The 24,412-nt window shown below is 71.4% G+C and carries 23 protein-coding genes; 11 read left to right on the plus strand and 12 right to left on the minus strand.

The features are described 5' to 3' along the window. The first annotated feature begins 22 nt into the window (after positions 1 to 22). The gene (locus AB0M35_RS10365; RefSeq protein WP_363743767.1) at positions 23 to 991 is read left to right on the plus strand and encodes a Gfo/Idh/MocA family oxidoreductase; all 969 of its coding nucleotides are present in this window, start codon (positions 23 to 25) and stop codon (positions 989 to 991) included. Positions 992 to 1,061: 70 nt separating this feature from the next. Here AB0M35_RS10365 and AB0M35_RS10370 read toward each other — a convergent pair whose 3' ends face one another. The 3 genes from AB0M35_RS10370 to AB0M35_RS10380 form a co-directional block, all read right to left on the minus strand. Then, positions 1,062 to 2,066 (minus strand): inorganic phosphate transporter, encoded by a 1,005-nt coding sequence (locus AB0M35_RS10370; RefSeq protein ID WP_013736153.1) that lies wholly within the window; start codon positions 2,064 to 2,066, stop codon positions 1,062 to 1,064. Positions 2,067 to 2,076: 10 nt separating this feature from the next. Further along, entirely contained in the window at positions 2,077 to 2,703 is a 627-nt protein-coding gene (locus tag AB0M35_RS10375) for a DUF47 family protein (protein WP_102659458.1), read from the minus strand. A gap of 363 nt (positions 2,704 to 3,066) precedes the next feature. Next, the gene (locus tag AB0M35_RS10380; RefSeq protein ID WP_363743769.1) at positions 3,067 to 3,573 is read right to left on the minus strand and encodes a DUF402 domain-containing protein; all 507 of its coding nucleotides are present in this window, start codon (positions 3,571 to 3,573) and stop codon (positions 3,067 to 3,069) included. A gap of 136 nt (positions 3,574 to 3,709) precedes the next feature. On the opposite strand from AB0M35_RS10380, the gene AB0M35_RS10385 reads away from it, so the two are divergent. Continuing rightward, positions 3,710 to 5,851 carry an ATP-dependent DNA helicase gene (locus AB0M35_RS10385; RefSeq protein WP_363743771.1) on the plus strand — a complete coding sequence of 714 codons (2,142 nt, stop codon included), beginning with the start codon at positions 3,710 to 3,712 and terminating at the stop codon, positions 5,849 to 5,851. A gap of 25 nt (positions 5,852 to 5,876) precedes the next feature. Here the strand turns inward: AB0M35_RS10385 and AB0M35_RS10390 are convergent, their stop codons facing one another. Then, positions 5,877 to 7,175 carry an AI-2E family transporter gene (locus tag AB0M35_RS10390; protein WP_363743773.1) on the minus strand — a complete coding sequence of 433 codons (1,299 nt, stop codon included), beginning with the start codon at positions 7,173 to 7,175 and terminating at the stop codon, positions 5,877 to 5,879. Positions 7,176 to 7,340: 165 nt separating this feature from the next. Here AB0M35_RS10390 and AB0M35_RS10395 point away from each other — a divergent pair, with 165 nt between their 5' ends. Further along, the gene (locus AB0M35_RS10395) at positions 7,341 to 7,679 is read left to right on the plus strand and encodes a co-chaperone GroES (RefSeq protein WP_363743775.1); all 339 of its coding nucleotides are present in this window, start codon (positions 7,341 to 7,343) and stop codon (positions 7,677 to 7,679) included. Between the two features lie 135 nt (positions 7,680 to 7,814). After that, positions 7,815 to 7,982 (plus strand): hypothetical protein, encoded by a 168-nt coding sequence (locus tag AB0M35_RS10400; RefSeq protein ID WP_013736159.1) that lies wholly within the window; start codon positions 7,815 to 7,817, stop codon positions 7,980 to 7,982. 63 nt (positions 7,983 to 8,045) lie between these two features. Here AB0M35_RS10400 and AB0M35_RS10405 read toward each other — a convergent pair whose 3' ends face one another. Both AB0M35_RS10405 and AB0M35_RS10410 read right to left on the minus strand, forming a co-directional pair. Further along, entirely contained in the window at positions 8,046 to 9,536 is a 1,491-nt protein-coding gene (locus tag AB0M35_RS10405; protein ID WP_363743842.1) for a PrsW family intramembrane metalloprotease, read from the minus strand. 25 nt (positions 9,537 to 9,561) lie between these two features. Next, entirely contained in the window at positions 9,562 to 10,818 is a 1,257-nt protein-coding gene (locus AB0M35_RS10410) for an FUSC family protein (RefSeq protein WP_363743844.1), read from the minus strand. A gap of 139 nt (positions 10,819 to 10,957) precedes the next feature. Between AB0M35_RS10410 and AB0M35_RS10415 the strand changes: the two genes are divergently transcribed. Next, positions 10,958 to 11,620, plus strand: coding sequence for a metal-dependent phosphohydrolase (locus AB0M35_RS10415; RefSeq protein ID WP_363743777.1), 663 nt, complete (start codon positions 10,958 to 10,960; stop codon positions 11,618 to 11,620). Here AB0M35_RS10415 and AB0M35_RS10420 read toward each other — a convergent pair. Beyond that, complete coding sequence (locus tag AB0M35_RS10420; protein ID WP_363743779.1) at positions 11,607 to 11,897, minus strand: DUF4031 domain-containing protein; 291 nt, start codon at positions 11,895 to 11,897, stop codon at positions 11,607 to 11,609. The two genes, AB0M35_RS10415 and AB0M35_RS10420, sit on opposite strands and share 14 nt — an antisense overlap. A 68-nt stretch (positions 11,898 to 11,965) precedes the next feature. Here AB0M35_RS10420 and AB0M35_RS10425 point away from each other — a divergent pair, with 68 nt between their 5' ends. Further along, positions 11,966 to 13,366: an FAD-linked oxidase C-terminal domain-containing protein gene (locus AB0M35_RS10425; RefSeq protein ID WP_363743781.1), complete on the plus strand. Its 1,401-nt coding sequence runs from the start codon at positions 11,966 to 11,968 to the stop codon at positions 13,364 to 13,366. 12 nt (positions 13,367 to 13,378) lie between these two features. On the opposite strand, the gene AB0M35_RS10430 is transcribed toward AB0M35_RS10425, so the two are convergent. Continuing rightward, on the minus strand, positions 13,379 to 13,891 hold the full coding sequence (locus AB0M35_RS10430; protein WP_363743846.1) for a hypothetical protein: 513 nt from the start codon (positions 13,889 to 13,891) through the stop codon (positions 13,379 to 13,381). 85 nt (positions 13,892 to 13,976) lie between these two features. Further along, positions 13,977 to 15,794, minus strand: a complete 1,818-nt coding sequence (locus AB0M35_RS10435) for a glycerol-3-phosphate dehydrogenase/oxidase (RefSeq protein ID WP_363743782.1) — start codon at positions 15,792 to 15,794, stop codon at positions 13,977 to 13,979. A 95-nt stretch (positions 15,795 to 15,889) separates the two neighbouring features. Here AB0M35_RS10435 and AB0M35_RS10440 point away from each other — a divergent pair, with 95 nt between their 5' ends. The 4 genes from AB0M35_RS10440 (at position 15,890) to AB0M35_RS10455 (ending at position 19,873) form a co-directional block, all read left to right on the plus strand. After that, positions 15,890 to 18,301: a S8 family serine peptidase gene (locus AB0M35_RS10440; protein ID WP_363743783.1), complete on the plus strand. Its 2,412-nt coding sequence runs from the start codon at positions 15,890 to 15,892 to the stop codon at positions 18,299 to 18,301. A gap of 130 nt (positions 18,302 to 18,431) precedes the next feature. Further along, entirely contained in the window at positions 18,432 to 18,563 is a 132-nt protein-coding gene (locus AB0M35_RS10445; RefSeq protein WP_363743785.1) for a hypothetical protein, read from the plus strand. A 43-nt stretch (positions 18,564 to 18,606) separates the two neighbouring features. After that, positions 18,607 to 19,554 carry a GNAT family N-acetyltransferase gene (locus tag AB0M35_RS10450; protein ID WP_363743787.1) on the plus strand — a complete coding sequence of 316 codons (948 nt, stop codon included), beginning with the start codon at positions 18,607 to 18,609 and terminating at the stop codon, positions 19,552 to 19,554. A 76-nt stretch (positions 19,555 to 19,630) separates the two neighbouring features. Then, entirely contained in the window at positions 19,631 to 19,873 is a 243-nt protein-coding gene (locus AB0M35_RS10455) for a hypothetical protein (RefSeq protein ID WP_363743789.1), read from the plus strand. Between the two features lie 51 nt (positions 19,874 to 19,924). Here the strand turns inward: AB0M35_RS10455 and groL are convergent, their stop codons facing one another. From groL to AB0M35_RS10470, 3 genes are all read right to left on the minus strand, one after another. After that, positions 19,925 to 21,547 (minus strand): chaperonin GroEL, encoded by a 1,623-nt coding sequence (gene groL / locus AB0M35_RS10460; RefSeq protein ID WP_363743791.1) that lies wholly within the window; start codon positions 21,545 to 21,547, stop codon positions 19,925 to 19,927. Between the two features lie 275 nt (positions 21,548 to 21,822). Beyond that, positions 21,823 to 22,803, minus strand: a complete 981-nt coding sequence (locus AB0M35_RS10465; RefSeq protein ID WP_363743793.1) for a hypothetical protein — start codon at positions 22,801 to 22,803, stop codon at positions 21,823 to 21,825. A 425-nt stretch (positions 22,804 to 23,228) separates the two neighbouring features. Next, positions 23,229 to 23,432: a cold-shock protein gene (locus AB0M35_RS10470; protein WP_013288855.1), complete on the minus strand. Its 204-nt coding sequence runs from the start codon at positions 23,430 to 23,432 to the stop codon at positions 23,229 to 23,231. Between the two features lie 213 nt (positions 23,433 to 23,645). Here AB0M35_RS10470 and AB0M35_RS10475 point away from each other — a divergent pair, with 213 nt between their 5' ends. After that, complete coding sequence (locus AB0M35_RS10475; protein WP_363743795.1) at positions 23,646 to 24,176, plus strand: GNAT family N-acetyltransferase; 531 nt, start codon at positions 23,646 to 23,648, stop codon at positions 24,174 to 24,176. Positions 24,177 to 24,412 lie beyond the last annotated feature (236 nt).

The following is a 24,412-nucleotide window of genomic DNA, read 5'->3' on the forward strand; positions in this document are numbered from 1 at the left end:
TGATCTTCGGTAGCGTCACGCCATGACTCGTTGGGGCATCCTGGCCACCGGCCACATCGCCGCCCGCTTCGCCGAGGACCTCCGGCTGGTGCCGGGGGCCGAACTGGTCGCGGTCGGCTCACGAACCGCCGAGAGCGCGCAGCGCTTCGCCGACCGGCACGGCGCTGCCCGGGCGTACGCCTCCTGGGCGGAACTGGCGGCCGACACCGACCTGGACGTCGTCTACGTGGCCACCCCGCACGTCGCGCACTACGACGCGGCCCGCACCTGCCTGGCCGCCGGCCGTCCGGTGCTGCTGGAGAAGCCGTTCACCCTCGACCTGGCCACCAGCACCGAACTGGTCGACACCGCCCGCGCGGCCGGGGTCTTCCTGATGGAAGCGATGTGGATGCGCTGCAACCCGCTCATCCTGCGGGTCTGCGAGCTGATCGCGGACGGCGCGATCGGGACGGTGACCAGCCTCCGGGCCGACTTCGGCGTGGCCGGCCCGTTCCCGCCCGAGCATCGGATGCGGGCCCGCGCGCTTGGCGGCGGCGCCCTGCTGGATCTCGGCATCTATCCGGTGAGCCTGGCCCACCTGCTGCTCGGTGCACCGCAACATGTGCGCTCGTGGGCGAAGCTGGGCCCGGAAGGCACCGACGAGAACACCGGCCTGATCCTCGGGTACGACTCGGGAGCGGTCGCCACGTTGAGCTGCGGCATGGTCGGCGCGACCGGGCTCACCGCGTCGATCACCGGCACCGCCGGACGGATCGACCTGCCCGAGCCGTTCTTCCGGCCGGACGCCTTCCACCTGCACCGGGACGGCGCCGAAACCGAAACGTTCACCGCCGAGCTGGTCGGCTCGGGTTACCAGCACGAGGCCATCGAGGTGCAACGCTGCCTGGCCGAGGGGCTGACCGAGAGTCCGCTGGTGCCGCACTCCGCCACGCTGGAGATCATGGGGCTGCTCGACGAGGTTCGCGCCCAGATCGGCGTCTCGTACCTCTGAGGTGCTGCTCTGTGTTAAGAGGGGCCCCCTGTACTACGCGAGGCGTTAACAGGGGGCCCTTCCTTACCGCTCAGCTGAACAGGGGGCGGACCAGGAAATACATCAGGGCGCCGATCGAGCCGGCGGCCGGGAAGGTCAGGATCCAGGCACCGACGATGTTGCCGGCCACGCCCCAGCGCACGGCGGAAAGCCGCTTGGTGGCACCCACACCCATGATCGCCGAGGTGATCGTGTGGGTGGTCGAGATGGGAGCACCGAGGACGAGGGCGTTGAAGTAGAGCACGCCGCTGGCCACCGTCTCAGCCGCGAAGCCCTCCGGCGGGCGCAGGTCGATGATCTTCCGACCGAGGGTGCGGATGATCCGCCACCCACCGGCGTAGGTACCGGCGGCCAGCACGGCGGCCGAGGTCCAGAACGCCCACTCCGGGATGTGGGTCGGGTCGCTCTGGTAGCCGCCGACGAAGAGGGCCAGCACCACGATGCCGATGGTCTTGGCCGCGTCCTGCATGCCGTGACCGACCGACATGGCCGCCGCGGAGGCGGTCTGGGCCCACCGGAAGCCCCGGTTGAGCTTGCCCGGGTGCCCGTTGCGGAACAGCCACTGCACACCGATCATCACGATGTAGCCGAGGATGAAACCGACCATCGGCGACAGGATCATCGGGATGATCACGCTCTCGCCGATGCCCTTCCAGAGCACCGTGCCGGACGCCGCGACGGTCGAGCCGACCAGACCACCGATCAGGGCGTGCGAGGACGACGAGGGCAGCCCGAAGTACCAGGTGATGAGGTTCCAGACGATCGCGCCGATCACGCCGGCGAAGACGATGCCGAGGCTGGACACCCCGGTCGGCAGCTCGACCAGGCCGCTGCCGACGGTCTTGGCGACCTCGGCGCCGAAGTGCGCGCCGATGAAGTTGCCGATCGCCGCCATGCCCAGGGCCACCCGTGGTGTCAACGCCCGGGTGGAGATGCTTGTCGCGATCGCGTTGGCAGCGTCGTGGAAGCCGTTGGTGTAGTCGAACACCAGGGCTACCCCGATCACCGCCAGCACCGCGATGAGCTCGGGAGTCACAGTCACCGGATCAGGACTCCTTGACCGCGATGGTCTCGACGGTGTTGGCCACGTGCTCGAAGGAGTCGCAGGCGGCCTCCAGTTCGTCGGCGACCTCCTTCATCTTCAGCACGGTCAACGCGTCGTACTCGCCGGAGAAGAGCCGCACCAGCAGCATCCGGTACGCCTGGTCGCCGTCGTTCTCCAGCCGGTTGATCTCGATCCAGTAGTCCTCGAGATCCTTCATCGACTTGAGTCGGGGCATCGCCTCGGCGGTCAGCTTCGCCTGCTGGTCCAGCACGTTCACCAACTCGTGCATCTCCCGCGGCAGCGACGGCAGCTTGGTCAGCCCGTAGAGGTAGAGCAGGTTGCCCACCGCCTCCAGGTGGTCCATCACGTCGTCGAGCAGCGAGCCGAGCCGGTATATGTCCTCCCGGTCGAACGGGGTGACGAAGGTCGAGTTGATCTTCTTGTACAGCTCGTGTGTGATCTTGTCGCTGTCGTGCTCGACCTCGGTGAGCCGTTCGCTGACCGACTGCACCTCGACATCGGGCAGGGCAAGTTCGTTGAGCAGCTCGGTACCCCGGACCAGGTTCTGCGCGGCCCTGGTGAAGAGCTCGTAGAAGGCGCCCTCGTTGGGGCGGAAGGAAAACTTCACAGCACGGACCTCGTCGTGTCGGCGGAAGGGGTGTCAGCGCGCTGTCCGGCGCTCTGCTGAGGGAATGCTAGGGAACGGTTCGACCGGCGATTCGGCGGCCCACCCCTGGCCAGGTGCCATTCACCGCTCGTTCAACTTCCGTTCACCTTCATCAGTCCCACCGCCCTCCGCAGCCGCTCCCGCACGATGTCGGGAAGCGGGCGGTGGACACCCGGGAGCCGGGGTGTCGAACGTCTCACGCCGTCGTGCTCCATCGCTGCATCATCACCCGCCGCCCGCGCATCCGCTCGGTGTCCGCGCAGATGAGCGGCAAGCCGACCGGGATCTGGCCAGCGGCCCGGCAGGGCCCGGCCGATCGCCAGGTCAGAGCACCAGAGCGAGCCACTTACGGTACGACGTGGCGAACGGCTCCGTGCCGTCACCCAACGCCGTGAGCAGCCAACGTGCCGCCGCCTCGGCCTCGACCACCAGTTCGTCCGGGTAGCCGAAGCGGGCCCGGTGCTCGGCGAACTCGTCCTCGTCGCGCAACTCGACCAGGCCGGTCTCCCGGCGGCGGACCACGTCCAGGTCCAGGTCGATCAGGTGTACGGTCTCCTCGCCCTCCCAGCGCGCCGGGGTGGCGATGTCGCAGTAGACCTCGCTGGTGCGCGGCGGCGGGTTGAACATGCCCGTCCACCAGGCCTGGTGCGGCACCAGTAGGACGAAGGGAATCTGCTCCACCGAGGGACGGCCGTGATAGACCGAGCTGGTGCCGGTGGGTACGCCGAGCCAGATTCCGAGGTCGTCCTCTGCCAGCCGACGGGCCGGATAGTCCCGGTGGGCGCTGCCGTCGTACTTGCGGTAGATCACACGGACCACGTCGCTCGGCATGAGTCGCACCCTAGCCGATTACGCCCAAGTGGCGCCGTCGGGAAGTTACCGGACGAGCGGGCGACATCCGCTGCGTGGACCGCAACACGGCCCGATCGGTACGGCCCACGTCGGCCCCGACGGGTACCGTGCCACGGTGACCCCGCCCCGCACCGCCGCCGGCCCCGCCTCGACCCGCACCCGGGCCCGTCGATCCGGCGATCGACCGGGTGGAGCCGAGTTGCTGGCCGCCGCGGTCGGCGCGGTACCCGGCGGCTCCGCCCGTCCGGGCCAGCAGCAGATGGCCACGGCGATCGAGGAGTGCGTGGCCTCCGGTGAGCACCTGCTGGTGCAGGCGGGCACCGGCACCGGCAAGTCGCTGGCCTACCTCGCCCCCGCACTCACCGTCGACGGCCCAGTGGTGATCTCCACCGCCACCCTGGCGTTGCAGTCCCAACTGGTCGAGCACGACCTGCCCCGGCTCGCCGACGCCGTCGAGCCACTGCTACGCCGACGCCCGACGTACGCGGTGCTCAAGGGCCGGCACCACTATCTGTGTCTGGCCCGGCTGGAGAACTCGACCGAGGACGAGCCGGCGGACACCCTCTTCGACGCCCCGACCGAGCAGCCGAGTGGCGGCACCCGCTGGCTCGGTGAGGCGGGCCGGCTCGGCAAGCAGATCCAGCGCCTGCGGGACTGGGCGTTGGAGACCGACACCGGTGACCGCGACGAACTCGATCCGGGCGTCGACGATCAGGCCTGGCGACTGGTCTCCATGCCGGCCCGCGAATGCGTCGGCGCGACCCGCTGCCCGTACGGCGCGGAGTGCTTCGCGGAGGCGTCCCGCGCTCGGGCCCGGGAAGCCGACATCGTGGTCACCAACCACAGCCTGCTCGCGGTCGACATGATCGCCGGGCGGCACATCGTTCCGCCGCACCGGCTGTTGATCGTCGACGAGGCCCACGAGCTGGCCGACCGGGTCTCCTCGGCGGCGCAGGCGGAGCTGACCCCGGAGCTGATCGACCGGTCCGCCCGGCGGGCCCGCCCGTTGCTGCGTCCGGAGACGGCGGAGGCGCTGACCGAGGCCGGCGACGCCCTCGCGGTCGGGCTGGCCGAGGCCCCGGTCGGGCGGATCACCAGCGGCCTGCCGGACCCGCTGCGCGAGGCCTGCACGCTGCTGGACGCCGCGACCCGCGCAGCCCTGGACGCCATCGGCGAGATCAAGGCCGACGACCCTGACCCGGTCCGCAAGCAGCAGGCCAAGGCCGTCCTCGACGAAATGTCCACCACTGCCCAGCGGCTGCTGGAGGAGGCGGAGCACGACGTCGCCTGGGTGGAACGCAACGACAACACCGGCCGGCGGGCGCTGGTGGTGGCGCCCCTCTCGGTCGCCGGTACGCTCGCCACCCACCTCTACGACGAGCGGACGGTGGTCGCCACCTCGGCCACGCTCGCGCTGGGCGGTCGCTTCGACACGGTGGCCCGAGCGCTGGGCCTCGACGCGCCGGCGCCCAGCCCGCCGTCACCGGCCGCCGAGGCACTCGCCGCGGCGAGCGTCCGACCAGGCGGCACCCCACCGACCGGCGGCAGCGGTCAGGATTCCCACAGCCGGGCCGCCGACTCGGGGCCGGGCTGGCGTTCGCTGGACGTCGGCTCCCCGTTCGACTACCCCCGGCAGGGGATCCTCTACGTGGCCGCGCACCTGCCTCGCCCCAGCGTCTCCGGGCTGCCCGACGCGGCCGGGGAGGAGTTGCTTTCGCTGGTCACCGCCCTGGGCGGTCGTACTCTCGGGCTGTTCTCCTCCCGGCGGGCCGCCACCCAGGCGGCGGAGCTGCTACGCGCCCGCACCGACCTTCCGGTGCTGTTGCAGGGCGAGGAGGCCCTGCCGCTGCTGGTCCGCCGGTTCCGTGAGGACCAGTCGAGCTGCCTGTTCGGGGTGATGTCCCTGTGGCAGGGGGTGGACGTGCCGGGTGACTCGTGCCAACTCGTCGTGATCGACCGGCTGCCCTTTCCCCGGCCCGACGAGCCGCTGGCCGCCGCACGGGCGGCGGCGGTGGACGCGCAGGGCGGATCCGGGTTCGCCGCAGTCAGTGTTCCCATCGCGGCGGTCCGGCTGGCGCAGGGCGTCGGCCGGCTGATCCGGGCCACCGGCGATCGTGGCGTGGTCGCCGTGCTCGACTCGCGCTTGGAGTCCGCCCGTGGCTATGGCCCGTTCCTGCGCCGCTCGCTGCCGCCGTTCTGGTACACCACCCGACCCGAGGTGGTCCGGGGAGCGCTGACCCGACTGGCCGGCAGCTGACCGACCAGCCGGAGCAGGGCCGGGGTCAGGGCGCGCGGGCGGCGACGACGACCGCGTCGGGCGGGGTGTCGGGAACGGTACGGGCGGCGAGCCGACGTACCGCGGTGTTGAGCACCGCGATCAGCGGTACCGCGACCAGCGCGCCGGTGATGCCGGCGAGCACCACACCGGCGGCCAGCCCGATGATCACCGCAAGCGGGTGGATGGCCACCGCCCGACCCATGATCAACGGCTGGAGGACGTGCCCCTCGACCTGCTGCACCCCGATCACCACGCCGAGGATGATCAGCGCGGTCACCGGTCCGCTGTCGACGAGGGCGACCAGCACCGCCACGCCGCCGGAGAGCGTCGCTCCGATGATCGGGATGAACGCACCGAGGAAGACCAGGGCGGCCAGCGGGAAGGCGAACGGGATGTCGAAGATGACCAGGAAGACGCCGATGCCCACGGCGTCGATGAAGGCGACCAGCACCGTCGCCCGTACGTAGGCGACCAGAGTGGCCCAGGAGGCGCGACCGGCGTCGTCGACCTTCCAGCGAGCGGCGACCGGCAGCAGCCGGACCAGGAAGCGCCAGATCAGATTGCCGTCACGCAGGAAGAAGAATGCCGCGAACAGCACCAGGATCGTGCCGGTCAGCACCTCGGCCAGGGTCGTCGCGGTGGAAAGTGCCCCGCTGGTGAACTGCTCGGTGTTGTTGTTGACCCACTGCTGGGCCTCTTCGAGATAGCGGTCGAGGTCGTTGTCCGACAGGTGCAGCGGCCCGGTCTTCAGCCAGTCCTGGATCTGTTGCAGGCCCTGGCTCGACTTCGCGGCCAGTTCCGGCACGCCCTTGATGAACTCGTTCACCACCAGGGTCAGCGTGCCGATCACCGCGGCGAGCCCGGCGACCAGCACCACGGCGGTCGCCAGCGACTTCGGCAGCCGGGCCCGCAACAGCCAGCCCACCGCCGGCGCCAGCAACGCCGAGAGCAGCATCGCCACCGCGAGCGGAATGATCACGATGCTGATGGTGCTGACCAGCTTCACCAACGCCCAGAACACCACGCCGACGACGATCAGCCGCCACGACCAGGCGGCGGCGATACGCAACGCGTGCGGCACGTCGGCGTCGTCGCGGCTGGCGGTGGAGTTGTGCAGGGCCGGGGAGGGCTCCGCGCCGACCACGGTGGCGGCCGGCGGCGCCGGCGGCCCCGGTTCCTCCGGGGTAGCCGCCCGGGCGGGCTTCGGCACATAAGGCGGCGTACTGCGCGCGGCGCGGACCGTTTCCCGGCCCGACTCGTACGCACGACGCAGCCGCCCGCGTAACCGCTCGAATCGGCTCAAGCGCACCTCCCGGCAGAATTCGGCCCGTGCACGGCGCCAGGTCGGACAGGATACGCCCGGCGACTCGACAGTAGGTCAGGTTTCACCACACATTGCCCCGCCGACGGCCCGGTGAACCGCAGACCACCGGCGGCTTGCCGGGAACGACACGGTAGCGTCTGCGGCGTGACAGCCGACCATAACCTCGACTCCGGCCTGCCCATCCGGCTGCTGCACGACCGCGTCCTGGTGCGGGTGGAGGGGAGCGAGGGCGAGCGCCGCTCCACCGCCGGCATCGTGATCCCGGCCACCGCAGCCGTGGGTAAGCGCCTGGCCTGGGCCACCGCGGTAGGAGTCGGGCCGAACGTGCGCTCCATCGTCTCCGGCGACCGGGTGCTCTTCGATCCCGACGACCGCTCGGAGGTCGAGCTGCACGGGCGTGGCTACGTGCTGCTGCGCGAGCGCGACGTGCACGCGGTGGCGGCCGAGCGGGTCGAGGAGGACGCCACCGGGCTGTACCTCTGAGTCGATCCGGCACGGCCCGTGCACCCAGCTGGCATGCCGACCGGCCGGCCCACGCACCCGCACTGACACCGTCCGCGTCGTTTGCCACGCTCCCCGGCGGGAAGCCAACCGCACCACCGGCCCTGGGGAGGGACGATGCCGGTATTCGTAAAGAAGGTGCTGGCCTGGGGAAGCCTCGCGTTCCTGATCTACTTCATGGCGTTCCGGCCCGAGGGCGCCGCGCAGATGTTCAAGGCGATCGGGGGCGCCCTGGTGATGATGGCCCAGGGATTCGGCGACTTCCTCACCAGCCTGATGACCTGACCGCGCCGGTCTGACCGGCAACCGTCGGTGACCGGGCTGACCGGCGAACCTTCGGTGGACCGGTCAGCGGTGCGGTGGCCAGGGTGCCGTCGGGCGGGGCCCGTACCAGCCCGGCGGGGGGTAGCCCGGGTAGGGCGGAGGCGGCGGGGGTGCGGCGAGCACGACCGGGATCGGGACCACCGGCTCCTCCGGCGCCTCCACCACCCGCTGCGAGCCGTCCGGAAACCGCAGGTGATAGCGGTGACCGTCCCAGACGCCGACCGGCGCCTGCGGGTCCCGTCCCACGAAGAACGACCGGTACGCGCTGATCGAGTCCAACAGCTCCCGTTCCTCCCGTGCCGTCTGTTCCCGGTCGACGGGTCGACGGTCCAGCCCTCGCAGCGCGCCGTCGCGCAGCAGCGCCAGCCGGGTCGCCGCGAACTGGTAGCCGCGCATGGCGCGCAGGCCGGCGTCGCCGGCCACCCGCCGGGCCCAGGCCCGGGCCGCGTGCCGCCGGCCGAGACTGCTCAGCGCCGCCACCTCCGGAGGGGTGAGCCAACCGGCCCGGACGTAGTCCGGCAGGATCCGCTCGGTGAGGCGACCTTCCCAGGCCCGCAGCCACACCGCCAGACCGACCATGCCGAAGAAGATCGGCATCATCACACCGACGAAGCCGAAGAGCGAGATCAACACCTGGCCGGTGGCCTGGGTGAGCGTCGGGATCAGGTTCCACGCCCCGTGCAGCATCATCGCCAGCAGCAGACCGGCGATCGGGGCGAGCACCCGGACCCGGCGGTCGGCCGTACGAGCGGCGATGCCGAGCCCGATGCCGGTCATCGCGGTGAACAGGGGATGGGCGAAGCCGAACAGCAGGATCCGGACGATGAAGATGGCGATCACCTGCTGTGCACCGGTGGCCGGACCGTACTGCTCCGCACCCGAGGCGTACCCGTGCCCGCCGAGGTAGAGGATGTTCTCCACCATCGCGAACCCGATCGCGGACAGCCCGCAGTAAACCAGGCCGTCGGTGATCCCGGACCACTCCCGACGCCGGAACAGCAGCAGCAGGATCGGGCCGATCGCCTTGGTCAGTTCCTCGATGAAGGGAGCGACCAGCACCGCAGTGAGTGCGACCGGCAGACCCTGATCCTCGAACCACCCGGCGGCGGTCTCGTTGACCAGCAGGGACGCGGCGGTGGAGACGAAGGCACCCCAGCCGAAGCAGAAGATCAGGTATTTGAGCGGCTCCGGTTCGTACCGGTCCAGCCACAGGAAACAGGCCACCAGCACCGGCACCGGCAGGATCGCTGCGGCGGTGCCGATCAGCAACGCCTCCGCGCCAAGGTTGGTGCCGAGGGTGAAGAGCATGAAGATCGCACTGGCCGCGATCAGCAGGATCGCCCCGCTCAGCACCAGGGCACGCCGCCAACCGAGCCGGCGGCGCGGCATTCCGGGGTCCCCGCTGCCCCCGGGCGGTGCGGCGGGCACGGGCGGCGACGGCGGCAGGGGCTCGCCGGACGGGGTGTCGGCCATGCGGTCAGCGTAGTCATGTCCGGCTCGCCGGGCCGGGCGCATCGGCGGCAACGGCGGCCTCCGGCGCTCAGCCGACCGGCGGCGCGGTGGGCCGCTTCACTTCCGGCTCCGGGCCGGCCGGCGCACCCGGCCGTTCGGTCTCACCGAAGGACTGCCGAACCAGTCGGTTGGCCTCCTCCTGACTAATCCCCGAGGCCACCATCAGGTCGCTGGCAGCGGTACGCACCTGGGCCACCACGACGCTGCCGGAGAAGCCGACCCCCTCGGCGTACGCCCGACCGGCCTCGCTGACCGCGCACAGCGAGCGCTCCCGGGCCTGCTGGGGCTCCTCGCACTGGGCGAACTCGCGCTTGAGGAGGCGGACCGCCTCGGCGAGATGATCGACCGCCTGCGGCATCGGTTCCGGTATCGGCTCGGCGTCCTCGATCAGGGTGACCGCGCGCCGGATCAGGGTGCCGCTGTTGCGCATCGTCCGATCGATCGGGTCGGCCGCTTCGGCATAGGGGGCGAGTTCGTCGCGCCGGTGCCAGCGCGCCGGGGAGAGCAGGGCGGTCTCCTTGGCTCCCTCGATCGCCTCGGTGAGGGTGTTCAACTCGTCCTTGTTGTCGCGCAGCCGGTCCAGCGCGGCCTGAACCTTCTCCCGGTCCCGCTCGCGCAGCCCGTCGGCGGTGGCGTTGAGTTGGTCGGCGAGCAGGTCCAGGGCGGGTCGGGCGGCCCGGTTGAGCACTCGCAACGGATTGAGCGGCAGCAGGATCGCGGTGACCACCAACGCGATACCACCGCCGACGAACGCGTCGACGAACCGGGGGATCTCCAGGGCTTCGACCGACGGGCTGAGGGTCACGATCAGCACCGCGGTGGCCGCGGCCTGGATGACGATGCCGACGCTGCCGCCGGCGAAGATCGTCAACAGGATGGCCACGGTGACGATCAGCGCGAGCTGCCACGGGCCGGTGCCGAGGAAGTGGACGAGGACATCACCGATCGCCACGCCGGCCGCGACTCCGACGATCAGCTCCACGGTCCGGCGGAACCGCTGACCCACCGAGACGGCGAGGGTGCCCACGGCGGCAATCGGGGCGAAGACCGGCTGCGGGTTGCCCAGCACCTCGTGCGCGGCCACCCAGCTCAGCCCGGCCGCGAGACCCGCCTGCATGGCCAGGGCGAGCGACATCCGGACCCGGTGCAGGCGGTCCTGCAAGGTGTCCTTGCCCCGTTGGCGCACCTGCGCCACGGTCTCGGCGATTCGCGTCGAGTCCACGTCAGACCGGCTGTCTCGCGTCCGGTCACGGCGCAGCAGCCGAAATAGTCGGTCCCGGGCCACCGCCATGGCCGCGACTACCCGCCGCACGCCGGGACAATCCTCTCGCAGCGGTGCCGCCGTCCCAAATCACTCCGTCGGGGACGGCAGGGCCGGGCGACGTCGGCCGCCCGGACCGGCTGCGGTACGGCAGACTGGCCGGATGGCGGGGTTGATCGAACGGTGGCGAGCAGCCGTCCGGGCAGCCGGCGCGGCCGAACCGGCGGCGATCGAGGCAGTCGGGACCGAGTTGCTCGAACGGTGGCGGGAGCCGCATCGGCGATACCACACGGTCGACCACCTGGCCGCCGTGCTCGACGTCGTCGACCGGTACGCCTCGGCAGGGCCGCGACCGGACCTGGTCCGGCTCGCCGCCTGGTGCCATGACGCGGTGTACGACCCTCGGGCACCGGGCGACCGCAACGAACGCGACAGCGCCGCACTCGCCGGCACGCTGCTCACCCGTGCCGGGCTGCCCGACCCCGAGGTGACCGAGGTACGCCGGCTGGTCCTGCTCACCGCGGGGCACCGGGTGGACCCGGCGGACGCGGACGGGGTGCTGCTCTGCGACGCCGACCTGGCCGTGCTGGCCGCACCCGAGCCGGAGTACGACCGGTACGCGACCGCGATTCGCCAGGAGTACGCCCACGTGCCGCCGGCCGACTACCGGATCGGCCGCGCCCAGGTCCTCACCAACCTGCTCGCCCTGCCCACCATCTTCCGTCTTCCGACGCCGGCCTCCCAGTGGGAGCCTCGGGCCCGGGCCAACCTCGCCCGCGAACTGGGCAATCTGCGGTCCGGAGACCGGGACGTCATGATCGACTGATCGGCTGAGACGGTACCCGGTGGAGGTGTTTGGGGCGGCGGAGGTTGGCGTCGTACAGCAGGCGGACCAGATCGCGGCTGGGGCGCACCTCGGCACCGAGCCAGACCGCCATGGCGAACCGGTCGGCCGGAATGTCGTAGTGATCGCGGTCGAAGCCGCGCAGGGGTGCACCCAGCGCCTCGGCGAACACGTGCAGCTCGGCGAGGGAGACGTCACTGATCAGGTGTGACCAGAGACGGCCGCGCGCCGGCCAGGCCGGCCGGTCCAGGTAGATCACGCCCGCCACCGTACCCGGCGGAACGGCTCAGTTGATGATCACCGGCGACCGGCCGTAGCCTCGGCGACATGGCCGCCTCCCCACTCCTCGACGACCTGCATGCCGCCCTCGGGCCGGACGCGGTGCTCACCGATCCGGACCTGCTGCGCGGGTACGAGCGGGACGAGGCCGACCTGTGCGCGGCCGGCACGCCACTGGTGGTCACCCGGCCACGCAGCACCGACGAGGTGGCCGCAGTGATGCGCGCGGCAGGCCGGTACGGCGTACCCGTGGTGCCGCAGGGAGCGCGGACCGGGTTGGCGGGCGCGGCCAACGCGGTCGACGGCGCGGTGGTGCTCAGCACCACGGCGATGGACGCCATCCTGGAGATCGATCCGGTGAGCCGGATCGCGGTGGTCCAGCCCGGCGTGGTCAACGCGGCACTCAGCGGGGCGGTGGCCCGGCAGGGGTTGTGGTACCCGCCGGATCCGGGCTCGTGGGAGTCGTCCACCATCGGCGGCAACGTCGCCACCAACGCGGGCGGCATGTGCTGCGTCAAGTACGGCGTCACCACCGAGTACGTGCTCGGCCTGGAGGTGGTGCTCGCCTCCGGCGAGGTGCTGCGCACCGGTCGACGTACCGCCAAGGGGGTGGCCGGCTACGACCTGACCCGGCTTTTCGTGGGGTCCGAGGGCACCCTCGGCGTGATCACCGAGGTGACCGTGGCGCTGCGGCCCGCCCCGGCGGCGTCGCTGACCCTGGTCGCCGTCTTCGGCTCGACCAGCGCGGCCGGCGAGGCGGTGGCCCGCATCGCCGCTCAGGGCCTCTCCCCCAGCCTGCTCGAACTGCTCGACCGCACCCATCTGGTGGCGATCGAGGCGTACCGGCCGATGGGGTTGCGTACCGACGCCGAGGCGCTGCTGCTGGCCGCCGCCGACACCGGCCCCAGAGCCGCCGAGGACCTGGCCGAACTGGCGGCGGTCTGCACGGCGGCCGGTGCCGTCGAGGTGTACGCGGCCACCGACGCGGCGGAGGCCACCGCCCTGTTGCAGGCTCGCCGGCTGGCGCATCCGGCGATGGAGAAGTACGCCGCCGACACGTACCCGGGCGGCAACGGCGGCCTGATCATCGACGACCTGGCGGTGCCCCGGGGCGCGTTGGCCGCCCTCCTCGACGGGGTGGCCCGGATCGCGGCCGAGTGCGCGGTGCCGATCGGTGTCGTCGGCCACGCCGGCGACGGCAACATGCATCCCAACATCGTGGTGGACCGCAGCGACCCGGCCAGCCTGGAACGCGGCCGGCGGGCCTTCGACGAGATCATCCGCCTCGGCCTGGATCTCGGCGGCACCTGCACCGGTGAGCACGGCGTCGGTCTGCTCAAGCGGGACTGGCTGGCCCGGGAGATCGGGCCGGTCGGCGTACGGGTGCACCAGGCGATCAAGTCCGCGCTCGACCCGGCCGGTTTGCTCAACCCCGGCAAGGTGCTCTGAGCCGAGAGCCGCCTACGACGAGGTGAGCTGCGCGGGCGTGTTCTGCGTGAGCAGCAGCAGGATCTCCTCCGCCACCGGCGGGCGCTCCTCCCCCGGGCAGTCCTGCGAGGTGATCAGCCCGGCGGTCGTCAACAGGCTGGAGGTCAGCGCGCCGATGCAGGTGACCTTGTAACCGCGCGCCTCGTCGGTCTCCATCACCAATGTCGGGTCGGCGAGCAGGAGCTGCAACCGGTCCAGGTGCTCCTGGCTCAGCGCACCCGTGGAGGTCACCCCGTCGCCCGCACAGTCGACGCACTCCCAGCGCCCGTCCGGCTCCACGGTCAAGGTACGCAGTGGACCGTCCGTGCCCTCGTTCTGCAACAGGCTGACCCGGTATTTACCGCCGGTGGCGGACACCCGGTTGCCGGCCGCTCCCGATTGCGCCGCCTGTTCAGCTTGATCGCCGAACGGGGCACACCCGGTGAGAGCAGCCGCCAGCAGGGCGGTAGCGGAGAGGTGAGCCAGCCGTGACCAGGAAAGCGCCATCACGCGCGGAACTTACCCCACCGTAGGTAGCGAGCGTAACCCGTCAAGTGGACATCTACCGCAAACAATGCCCGAAGTGGACTCCTCAGCGCGGCAGTCCGGCGTCGTCGGCCCCCCGGTCGGCAGCGTAACCCCGTACGTCCGGTGCACCGAGCCGGGCCGCGTCGGCCGTCGCGTCGTCCGGCATCAGCTGCGACTGCCGTTCGGCCGTCACCCGGGCCCGGTAGTGCGCCACCTCGCGAGCCCGCCGGTCGGCGTCCCACCCCAGCACCGCGCCCATCAGTTCGGCCGCGTGCTCGGCCGATTCCAGTCCCCGGTGCGTGGTCTCGAAGGAGATCCGGGTACGCCGGGTGAGCACGTCCTCCAGGTGCAGCGCGCCCTCGGCCCGAGCCGCGTAGGTCACCTCGGCGGCGAGGTACTCCGGCGCCCCGGCCAGCGGAGAGGCCAGCAGCGGATCGGCGTCGATCAGGGCGAGCAGGTCGAGGGTCAGGCTGCCGTAGCGTTCGAGCAGGTGTTCCACCACTCCGACGGGCAGCCCGTGCCGGCGGGCCAGGTCCGCCCGGTCCCGCCACATGGCCGCGTACCCGTCGGCACCGAGCAACGGCAGGTCGGCGGTCCGCGAGGGCCGCTGCCAACCCAGCCGGCGGACGGCCCGGTCGACCACGTCGGCGGCCATCACCCGGTACGTCGTGTACTTGCCCCCGGCGACCAGCAGCAGGCCGAGCATCGGCTCGATGACCGCGTGTTCCCGGGAGAGCTTGGAGGTGGAGTCCGCCTCGCCGGCCAGCAGCGGGCGCAGCCCGGCGTACACGCCCTCGATGTCGGCGGTGGTCAGCGGCCGGTCCAGCACCGCGTTGACCTGCCGCAACAGGTAGTCGATATCGCTGGCGGAAGCCGCCGGATGGGAACGGTCCAGCCGCCAGTCGGTGTCCGTGGTCCCGATGATCCAGTGCCCGCCCCACGGGATGACGAACAGCACACTGGTCGCCGTACGCAGGATCAGCCCGGTGTCGCCGGTGATCGCCGAGCGGGGCACCACCAGGTGCACGCCCTTGGAGGCCCGGACCCGGATGCCCGGACGCAACCCGACGTCGTTGAGCATCCGGGACATGTCGTCGGTCCACACCCCGGTCGCGGCGATCACCGATCGCGCCTGCACCTCGAACTCGGCGTCCGGGGAACCGGCCGGTGCCTCCAGGTCACGTACCCGAACCCCGGTGACCTCCCGGGCCTGCCGGATCAGTCCGACCGCCCGGGCACTGCTCACCACGGTCGCCCCCAGGCTCGCGGCGGTGCGGGCCAGGGTGACCACCAGCCGGGCGTCGTCCACCTGCCCGTCGTAGTAGCGGATTGCGCCGGCCAGCCCTTCGGCGCGCAGGCTCGGGAAGACCCGGCGGGCGCCCTCCCGGCTCAGGTGCCGGTGCAGTGGCATGCCCCGGCCACCGCCGAACAGACCCGCGAAGGCGTCGTACGCGGCCACCCCGGCGCCGTAGTAGGCCCGCCGGATGATCCGGGCGGGCAGGCCGCGTACGCCCTCCCCGGCGGGCAGCGGCACCAGGAACGGCACCGGGCGTACCAGGTGCGGCGCCAACCGGGTGGCCAGCAGCCCGCGCTCGGTCAGCGCCTCGTGCACCAGGTTGAACTCCAACTGCTCCAGGTAGCGCAGGCCGCCGTGGATCAGCTTGCTGGACCGGCTGGAGGTGCCGGCCGCGAAGTCCCGCGCCTCCACCAGGGCCACCTTCAGCCCCCGCGACGCGGCGTCGACGGCCGCGCCCGCACCGGTCACGCCTCCGCCGATGACCAGCACGTCGAAGCGCTCGGCCCGCAGCCGGCGCAGGTCGCTGGCCCGGCGGGAGGACGAGAGCTGCCCGGCAACGAATCGCGGAACATGTGGATCGCGCATCGCTCCACGGTAACCGTCCCGCCGCACCACGACGTTCGGTGCCGTCGCCTGGCCAGCGCCGGATCTGCGGGCCGCCTGCGTCGTACTGTGTGCGGATGCGGGCGGACTACTCATCCGACGGTGCCAGCAGCCCCTGGGCGGTCGTCGCCGCGGTCCTGGTCGGCTGCTGGGCGGTCGCAGTCACCATCCTGTCCCAGACCGGCGGGTGGGCGATCGACCAGGTGCTGCTGATCACTGCGCTGGATCGACTGGTGCTGCTCTGGCCGCTGATCAGCCTGCTCACTGTCCTCGTGATCGGTACGACCGCCCTGCCGCTGGCCATGCTGCCCCGCTCGTCGGCGATCCGGGACACCGGTCGGGTGTGGCTGGCCGGGACGCTCGCCTTGGGCGTACTCGGGCTGTTGCGGGCGATCCCCCCGGTGCACCACGAGGCGTACCTCGCCGCGCTGGCCGCCACGGCCGCACTGCTGGCGCTGGTGGCGAGGCAGGTGTCGAGACGGCTGGCCGGCGCCGCCGACCTGGCGCCGAAAGTGGCGCGGCCACCCGCCCTGCGACTGTCGGTGGCGACCCGGCTCGCCGTGGCCGCCGGACTGGCCCTGCTGGTGCCCTGGGTCTGGCTCGGTGCGCTCGGTGGCCTGCTGGAAACCGTCCTCGCCGGGCTGGCCGCAGCGGCCGTCGGAGCGCTGGCGGCGGCACTGCTCGATGCCCGGTTCTGGGGCCACTTCACCGGCGGCGGGCCGCCCCGGCCGGCTCGACTGGTCCTGCTGGGCGGGCTGGCCGCGGGAGTGGTGCTGCTGTTGGTCGGCGCCGGCGCCGGTCAGTCCGGTGCCCAGTTGCCACTGCTGGTGGCGCTGCCACCGGCGGGCTTCGCGCTGGCCGCGCTGCACGCGCTGACCGGTCGACACCCCCGGATCGCCGGCCGTACCTCCACCGTCTGGCTGGTCGGGCTCACCGTGTTCGGCCCGCTGGCGTTCACCGACCCGGAGGAGATCAGTCTGCTGCTGGCCAGTTCCCGGGACGTACCGTTCTGGGTGGCGGTGGCCGCCGGCGCCGGGCTCGTCGTCGCGCTCGTTCTGGCGCTCGCGTACGGCCTGCTGCTGGCCCGTCCGGCGGCGCGCCCGCCACGCCCGGCGGTGGCCGGGCTGACCACGCTGGTCCTGCTGGTCGCGGTCGCCGCGGTGGGTGTTGGGGCCGGCCAACCCGGCCTGCACGGCGAGCGGCTCTTCGTGCTGCTGCGGGAACAGGCCGATCTCGCCGACCTGCCAGCCGGCACCGGTAAGGCAGGCCGGGACGCCCGCGCCGGGGAGGTCTACCGGCGGCTGGTCGCCACCGCCGAGCGCACGCAGGTCGACCTACGCAGCGAGCTGCGCCGGCTGCGGCTGGACCACCGGCCCTACTACCTGGTCAACGCGATCGAGGTGGACGGTGGTCCGGCGGTACGGGCCTGGCTGACCAGCCGGCCCGAAGTGGCTCGGGTGCTGGTCAGCCAGCGGCTACGCCCACTGCCGTCCCCCGCCGAGCCGTCGGCCGGTGACGCGCCCGCACCGCAGGGACCGCCCTGGAACATCACCATGATCGGTGCCGACCGGGTCTGGTCCGAGTTGCGGGTCACCGGAGCCGGGGTGACCGTGGGTAGCTCCGACTCCGGGGTCGACGGGCGGCATCCGACCCTGGCCGAGAACTACCGGGGTGGCGACGACTCCTGGTTCGACCCGTGGAACGGCACTCGTACGCCGACCGACCGCAGCGGGCACGGCACCCACACGACGGGCAGTGCGGTCGGCCGTGGCGGCATCGGCGTCGCGCCCGGGGCGGACTGGGTGGGTTGCGTCAACCTCGACCGCAACCTCGGCAATCCGGCGGCCTACCTCGACTGCCTCCAGTTCATGCTGGCGCCCTTCCCGCCCGGCGGCGACCCGTTCACCGACGGACGGCCGACCCGGGCGCCGGAGATCCTGACCAACTCGTGGGGCTGCCCGCCGATCGAGGGCTGCGACCCGATGGCGCTACGGCCGGCCACGGACGCGTTGGAGGCGGCGGGAATCCTGGTCGTCGCGGCGGCCGGCAACAGTGGACCGCTCTGCCGCTCGGTACAGGACCCACCCGCGCCGTACCCGGATGTGCTCACCGTCGGTGCGGTGGACCAGCAGCGTCGGGTCGCCGCCTTCTCCTCCCGTGGCCCGGCGCCCGGCGGGGTGGCCAAACCGGACCTGATGGCCCCCGGGGCGGACGTGCTCTCTGCGATGCCCGGTGGCGGGTACGCCACGCTCGACGGCACGTCCATGGCCACTCCCCAGGTGGCGGGCGTGGTCGCGCTGATGTGGTCGGCCAACCCGGATCTCGTCGGCGACCTGGATCGGACCCGGCAACTGCTGCGCGCCACGGCCACTGCCGTGCCGGCCGGCACCGGTTCGGCGGAGCGGGCCGACGCCTGCGGCGGTACGCAGAACGTGATCGGCGCGGGCCTGGTCAACGCGTACGCAGCCGTACGCGCCGCCCGCAGCTGACCTCACGGAATGTGAGCAAGCCTCGTCAAGGGGTCACAAAAATGCTCTTGAACTGCTATCTTGCAGGCTCATGCACGGTCATTCATCCGGGACGGCTCCCCTGGTGCCATCGTTTGCCCGGTGGCGCGGCATGGCGCTGCTGGTCCTGCTGGGCGTGCCGGCGCTCATCGTGGCCCTGTGCTGCGGGGTGATCCAGGTGGTCACCAAGTCCGCCGTCGAAGATCCGTTGAGCATCCGAGGGGGCATCAGCACCCCGCCATGAGCGAGGCTGACACCCGGTCGACCGTGATCTATGGTCGGCAGCCATGGATGCCGAGACGACCGTCGCAGAGTTGACCATCGAACGGGCTTCCGAGGTGACAGGGCTGTGTCAACAGGCGCTCGACCTGCCGGAGGACGCGGCCGAGGCCAGGTCACTCGTGGCGACGCTCTGGGAACGGGCGAGCGACGACCGGACGGTACGGGTGTTCGGCGCGTACCGGGACGACGAGTTGGTCGGCGTACTGATCAGTTCGGTGGCCGGCGCGGACGGCCGCACGGGGCACGTGGACCTGGTGGCCGTGCACCCGCGACGACGGCGTCAGGGCATCGGCCGGATTCTGGTCGGGCACGCCGAGCGAGCGCTGGCCGACCTCGGCGCGGTCGAGGTGCTCCTCGCCGGCAATCCGCCGCACTACGCCTGGCCCGGGGTGGATGTCCGGTACACCCCGGCGATCTGCCTGGCCCTCGCCCTCGGCTACACGCAGGACCGTACGGCCTGGAACATGACCGCCGACCTGTCGTACGACGGGTCACCGGCGCTGCGGTCCACGCAGGCCGCCGAGGCCCGCCTGGCCGGGCAGGGGGTGTCCGTACGCCGTGCCGAGCCCGCCGACCTGCCGGCGCTCGCCGCCTTCGCCCGCGCCACCTTCGGCGGCTCCTGGGACGCCGAGTTGGCCGGCTCGCTCGGACGCCCGGACGCCGGCTGCCATCTGGCCGAACGCGACGGCGAGTTGCTCGGCTTCGCCGCGTACGGGTCGTCGCGGCCGAGTTGGTTCGGACCGATGGGCACCGCACCCGCCGCCGAGGGGTCCGGCATCGGCGGCGTCCTGCTGCGGCGCTGCCTGGCCGACCAGCGGGCGGCCGGCATCGGGACCGCGCAGATCGGTTGGGTCGGTCCGGTGCCTTTCTATTCGCGTAGTGCGGGCGCCCGGATCGAGCGGGTCTTCTTCCTATACCGCAAGAGCCTCGACCAGACAATGACGGACGAATAGCACATAGCCTCCGATAGCGCCGTTCGCCCGCCGGGGTCATCGACGCCCCTTACCGTTTCGGATAGAGGAGGCAGCCATGACCACGGACGACGATCAGGCCCAGGAGGCGTCGCCTGTCAGCTGGGCCCCGGCCCACAAACTGCCGGGCAAACTGCCGATCGACCGGCTGGACTACGGCGACGCCGAACAGCTGGCGGAGATGACCGGGACGGTCGAACCGCCCGAGGAGCCACTCATCCTGGTGGACGAGCCGGTGCCGCACCGCCCGCCGTACGACCGGGCGCAGAAGCGGCGCAACCAGCGCCCGTTGCCCAGATAGCGAAAGGGCGGGCCGCTGACGCGGCCCGCCCTTTCGGCGTTGGAGCTGGACTCAGAAGTCCATGTCCCCGCCACCCGGGCCAGCCGGGGCGGCCGGGGTCTTCTCCGGCTTGTCCGCCACCACGGCCTCGGTGGTGAGGAACAGCGCGGCGATCGACGAGGCGTTCTGCAGCGCCGACCGGGTCACCTTGGCCGGGTCGATGATGCCGGCGGCCAGCAGGTCGACGTACTCGCCGGTCGCGGCGTTGAGGCCGTGACCCGCGTCCAGGTTGCGAACCCGCTCGACCACGACGCCGCCCTCAAGGCCGGCGTTGACGGCGATCTGCCGCAGCGGGGCGTCCAGCGCGATCTTGACGATCTGCGCGCCGGTCGCCTCGTCGCCGGCCAGGTCCAGCTTGTCGAAGGCGGTCTTGCCAGCCTGCACCAGCGCGACGCCACCACCCGGGACGATGCCCTCCTCGACGGCGGCCTTCGCGTTGCGGACGGCGTCCTCGATGCGGTGCTTGCGCTCCTTCAGCTCGACCTCGGTGGCCGCGCCGACCTTGATCACCGCAACACCGCCGGCCAGCTTGGCCAGACGCTCCTGCAGCTTCTCCCGGTCGTAGTCGGAGTCGCTCTTGTCGATCTCGGCCCGGATCTGGTTGACCCGGCCCTGGATCTGCTCGGCGTCGCCGGCGCCGTCCACGATGGTGGTCTCGTCCTTGGTCACCACGACCTTGCGGGCGCGGCCCAGCATCTCGAGGCCGGTGGCGTCCAGCTTGAGGCCGACCTCCTCGCTGATGACCTGGCCACCGGTGAGGATGGCGATGTCGGTCAGCATGGCCTTGCGGCGGTCACCGAAGCCCGGCGCCTTGACGGCGACCGACTTGAAGGTGCCACGGACCTTGTTGACCACCAGGGTGGCCAGGGCCTCGCCCTCCAGGTCCTCGGCGATGATCAGCAGCGGCTTGCCCGACTGCATGACCTTCTCCAGGATCGGGAGCAGGTCCTTGACCGACGAGATCTTGCTGTTGGCGATCAGGATGTACGGGTCGTCGAAGACGGCCTCCATACGCTCCGGGTCGGTCATGAAGTAGGCCGAGATGTAGCCCTTGTCGAAGCGCATACCCTCGGTGAGCTCCAGCTCCAGGCCGAAGGTGTTGCTCTCCTCGACGGTGATGACGCCTTCCTTGCCGACCTTGTCCATCGCCTCGGCGATGATCTCGCCGACGCTGGTGTCACCAGCGGAGATGGAGGCGGTGGAGGCGATCTGCTCCTTGGTCTCGACGTCCTTGGCGAGCTTGAGCAGCTCCTCCGAGACGTTCGCGACCGCGGCCTCGATGCCCCGCTTCAGGGCCATCGGGTTGGCGCCGGCGGCCACGTTGCGCAGACCCTCGCGAACGAGAGCCTGGGCCAGGACGGTCGCCGTCGTCGTGCCGTCACCGGCCACGTCGTCGGTCTTCTTGGCGACCTCCTTGACCAGCTCAGCGCCGATCTTCTCGTACGGGTCCTCGAGCTCGATCTCCTTGGCGATGCTCACACCATCGTTGGTGATGGTGGGGGCACCCCACTTCTTCTCGAGCACGACGTTGCGGCCCTTGGGGCCGAGGGTCACCTTCACGGCGTCGGCGAGCTGGTTCATGCCCCGCTCGAGGCCGCGGCGCGCCTCTTCGTCGAACGCGATCATCTTGGCCATACGGCGTTGTCCTCCTGGACACTCACGGGCCACCCGAGTGTGTGCCCCGGATGAACCGTCTGGTGTACGCACCTTGGGACGTCGCCACCTGGCGACGACGACGTCTCCTCGGCCGGGCCGGATAGCCCGCGACGACCGGCCACGTGCCTCACCCGTGGTTATGCCACGAGTGCGACCGCAGCCCCACCGTCCCGACCAGCTGGCACTCACGCCATGCGAGTGCCAATGACTTGTTTAGCACTCTCCCCTGCCGAGTGCAAGCACGATCGCCCGGCTCAGCCGAGTTCGGCAGCCAGTTGCCCGCTGTTCACCGGGCCCTCGTGAGCCCGCTGCTCGGCGTACGTGACCACCAGTCCGACCAGCTGAGCGAGGTATGCCGGCACCCCCAGCAGGGCCACCACGAAGATCGCCAGGATCGCGCCGACCGCCGTGCCCGCAGCTTCGAACGGCGTGACACCGAACGGTACGAGCACCACCGCCTCCACCAGGCTGGCGACGAGCCCGATGCCGATCACCGCTGCGATCGTCAGCGCCACCCGCCCGAGCAGCAGACCCAGCCGGTCACGCAGCATCCGATGCGATCGTCCGATCGGGTCGCGGCGCTCGAAGAGGTAGACCGGACCGGCCATGGCCAGCGCGAAAGCCGCATAGACGCCGGGCAGGAAACAGAGACAGAAGCCAACGGTCACGATCAGGGTGAAGATCAACATCCAGCCCCAGAGGCCGAGCGCCCGGCGCAGGCCGTAGCCGAGGGCGGCCCCGAGGGTGACCTGCTCACCGGCCGCCTGCCGGGTGATCACCCAGGTACCGGCGGCCCAGCCGATGCACTGCACCAGACCGAAGATCAGGCTTCCGCCGATCAGCACCCCCATCCACTTCGCCATGTCGACACCGAAGTTGGCGGGCAGGGCTGCGGAGTCGGCGGCGAGCTCGGCCTCCCAGCTGGCCGAAGGGTCGAAGACCAGCCCGAGCACCGACAGCGCCCCCGCCGGCAACACCTGGGTCAGCACGAGAATCGGCAGCAGCAGGTGCCAGCCCCGGCGTACCGCACCCAGACAGCGGGTGAACCAACCGCCCAGGCCCGCACCGGGCGGGGTGACCAGAGCATCGGCCGGATAGAACCCGTACGCCGCCGGGTCGTACCAGCCGTAGTAGGGCTGGCCCGGATAGGCCGGCTGGTGTGGCTGACCGGCCGGTGGGACCGGCTGGCCGGGATAGCCGGCCCAAGGCGGCGGATTACCCGGTGGCGGAACCATCGGCGGACCAGACCCACCCGGCGGAACCGCAGACGGACCGAACCCACCCGGCGGGACCACCGGCGGGCCGTACCCACCCGGGGGGACCACCGGCGCACTGGACCCACCCGGCGGGACTGAAGGCGGACCGAATCCACCGGGTGGCGGAGTCGACAGCGGACCGGCTCCGGCCGGATCTGGCGCCGACGGGGCAGGTGCGGTCGGGTCCGAGGGCTGCCAACTGGAAGCACCGGCGGACGGGGCCGATTCGTCGGGCGACGAATGCGGTGGACCTGCCGGGGGTGACTGGTCGGACATGAACCCTCCTCAGCGACAGCTGGATCCGGCCCATGATCTTCCCTTGTGAGGTATCCGCACCGCAGCCCCCCTCCGGCCGCGATCACGCCACCCGTACCGGCGGTCTACCCGGCGTGGGTGGGATGCACTCAGGCGATGACGCGCACCCGCTCGGCCTGGGGGCCCTTCTGGCCCTGGGCGATCTCGAACTCGACCCGCTGGCCGTCGTCCAGCGCCTTGTAGCCGTCCATCTCGATCGCGGAGAAGTGGACGAATACGTCCTGCCCGCCGTCGACGGCGATGAAGCCGTAGCCCTTTTCAGCGTTGAACCACTTCACGGTGCCCTGTGCCACGGTGTTGTCCTCACTCTGCGCGGCGTTCCACTACCCCGGACCATCGGCACGCCGAACAGCCCGGAACTCACCGTCTTCGGCAGTCATCGACGACCACGGAATAGGGTGACCGAAATCGCACGGTACACGAAGCGTGACGACGGCGCACGACCACAAATCGGGCATATTCCGAGTAGCCACATCGTCGGCTGTCATTGTGATAGGTATGCGGACATGATCAGCTTCCCGGGCGATACGGCCCCTCTGCGGGCCGAGGTGCGGCGGGTCCGGCCCACCGACGCCGGCCGGATGCGTGCGCTGCGTCTGGAGATGCTCGCCGACGCGCCGCTGGCCTTCCTGGAGACCCTCGCCGAAGCCGCCGCCCGCCCGCACACCGAGTACGCGGCCCGGATTCGCCAGACCTCGACGGGCGCCACCAACGCCCAGTTCGTCGCCGATCCGGGTGGTCGCCTGATCGGACATGCGGGCGGCATCGCCCACCCCGCAGAGCCCGGAGTCACCCTGCTCTACGCGATCTACGTCACCCCGACCTGGCGCGGCACCGGCCTGCTCGCGGACCTGGTCGCGGCGGTGGCCGCCTGGTCCCGAGCCGAACGGCGCGACGAACTGATGCTCGAAGTGGTGGTCGGCAACGACCGCGCCTACCGGGCCTACCAGCGGCTGGGCTTCGTCGACACCGGCCTACGCGTCCCGCACCCCACCGTCCCCACCCTCCGCGAACTCCAAATGCGCCGCCCCGCCTGACCCCGACGTCCGGCGAAGCCACCCACCCCGAGCCCCCCGCAGCCCTCCAGCAAGCCCACACCAACTGGACACCGGCGCGATGTACCGCCCCACCCGGCACCGCCGGACGCAGCCCAACCGGTAGGGGTTCCGGGGCAGCCCGACCCGCGCAGGGGGAAGACCAGACAACCGCAGAGCCCACGTCTTAGCACCCGACACCGAAAAACAGATCGAGAAAGGCGGGGTGGGCGGGGAAC

This window comes from Micromonospora sp. NPDC051196, assembly GCF_040682415.1.
Classification (GTDB): domain Bacteria; phylum Actinomycetota; class Actinomycetes; order Mycobacteriales; family Micromonosporaceae; genus Micromonospora.

What these genes read in the sequence shown, in the direction of transcription:
- AB0M35_RS10365 (WP_363743767.1), top strand. Translation starts at nt 23, where the DNA reads ATGACTCGTTGGGGCATCCTGGCCACCGGCCACATCGCCGCCCGCTTC.
- AB0M35_RS10380 (WP_363743769.1), bottom strand. Translation starts at nt 3,573, where the DNA reads ATGCCGAGCGACGTGGTCCGTGTGATCTACCGCAAGTACGACGGCAGC.
- AB0M35_RS10400 (WP_013736159.1), top strand. Translation starts at nt 7,815, where the DNA reads ATGCCGGTATTCGTAAAGAAGGTGCTGGCCTGGGGAAGCCTCGCGTTC.
- AB0M35_RS10405 (WP_363743842.1), bottom strand. Translation starts at nt 9,536, where the DNA reads ATGCGCCCGGCCCGGCGAGCCGGACATGACTACGCTGACCGCATGGCC.
- AB0M35_RS10415 (WP_363743777.1), top strand. Translation starts at nt 10,958, where the DNA reads ATGGCGGGGTTGATCGAACGGTGGCGAGCAGCCGTCCGGGCAGCCGGC.
- AB0M35_RS10425 (WP_363743781.1), top strand. Translation starts at nt 11,966, where the DNA reads ATGGCCGCCTCCCCACTCCTCGACGACCTGCATGCCGCCCTCGGGCCG.
- AB0M35_RS10430 (WP_363743846.1), bottom strand. Translation starts at nt 13,891, where the DNA reads ATGGCGCTTTCCTGGTCACGGCTGGCTCACCTCTCCGCTACCGCCCTG.
- AB0M35_RS10435 (WP_363743782.1), bottom strand. Translation starts at nt 15,794, where the DNA reads ATGCGCGATCCACATGTTCCGCGATTCGTTGCCGGGCAGCTCTCGTCC.
- AB0M35_RS10440 (WP_363743783.1), top strand. Translation starts at nt 15,890, where the DNA reads ATGCGGGCGGACTACTCATCCGACGGTGCCAGCAGCCCCTGGGCGGTC.
- AB0M35_RS10445 (WP_363743785.1), top strand. Translation starts at nt 18,432, where the DNA reads ATGGCGCTGCTGGTCCTGCTGGGCGTGCCGGCGCTCATCGTGGCCCTG.
- AB0M35_RS10450 (WP_363743787.1), top strand. Translation starts at nt 18,607, where the DNA reads ATGGATGCCGAGACGACCGTCGCAGAGTTGACCATCGAACGGGCTTCC.
- AB0M35_RS10455 (WP_363743789.1), top strand. Translation starts at nt 19,631, where the DNA reads ATGACCACGGACGACGATCAGGCCCAGGAGGCGTCGCCTGTCAGCTGG.
- groL (WP_363743791.1), bottom strand. Translation starts at nt 21,547, where the DNA reads ATGGCCAAGATGATCGCGTTCGACGAAGAGGCGCGCCGCGGCCTCGAG.
- AB0M35_RS10465 (WP_363743793.1), bottom strand. Translation starts at nt 22,803, where the DNA reads ATGGTTCCGCCACCGGGTAATCCGCCGCCTTGGGCCGGCTATCCCGGC.
- AB0M35_RS10475 (WP_363743795.1), top strand. Translation starts at nt 23,646, where the DNA reads ATGATCAGCTTCCCGGGCGATACGGCCCCTCTGCGGGCCGAGGTGCGG.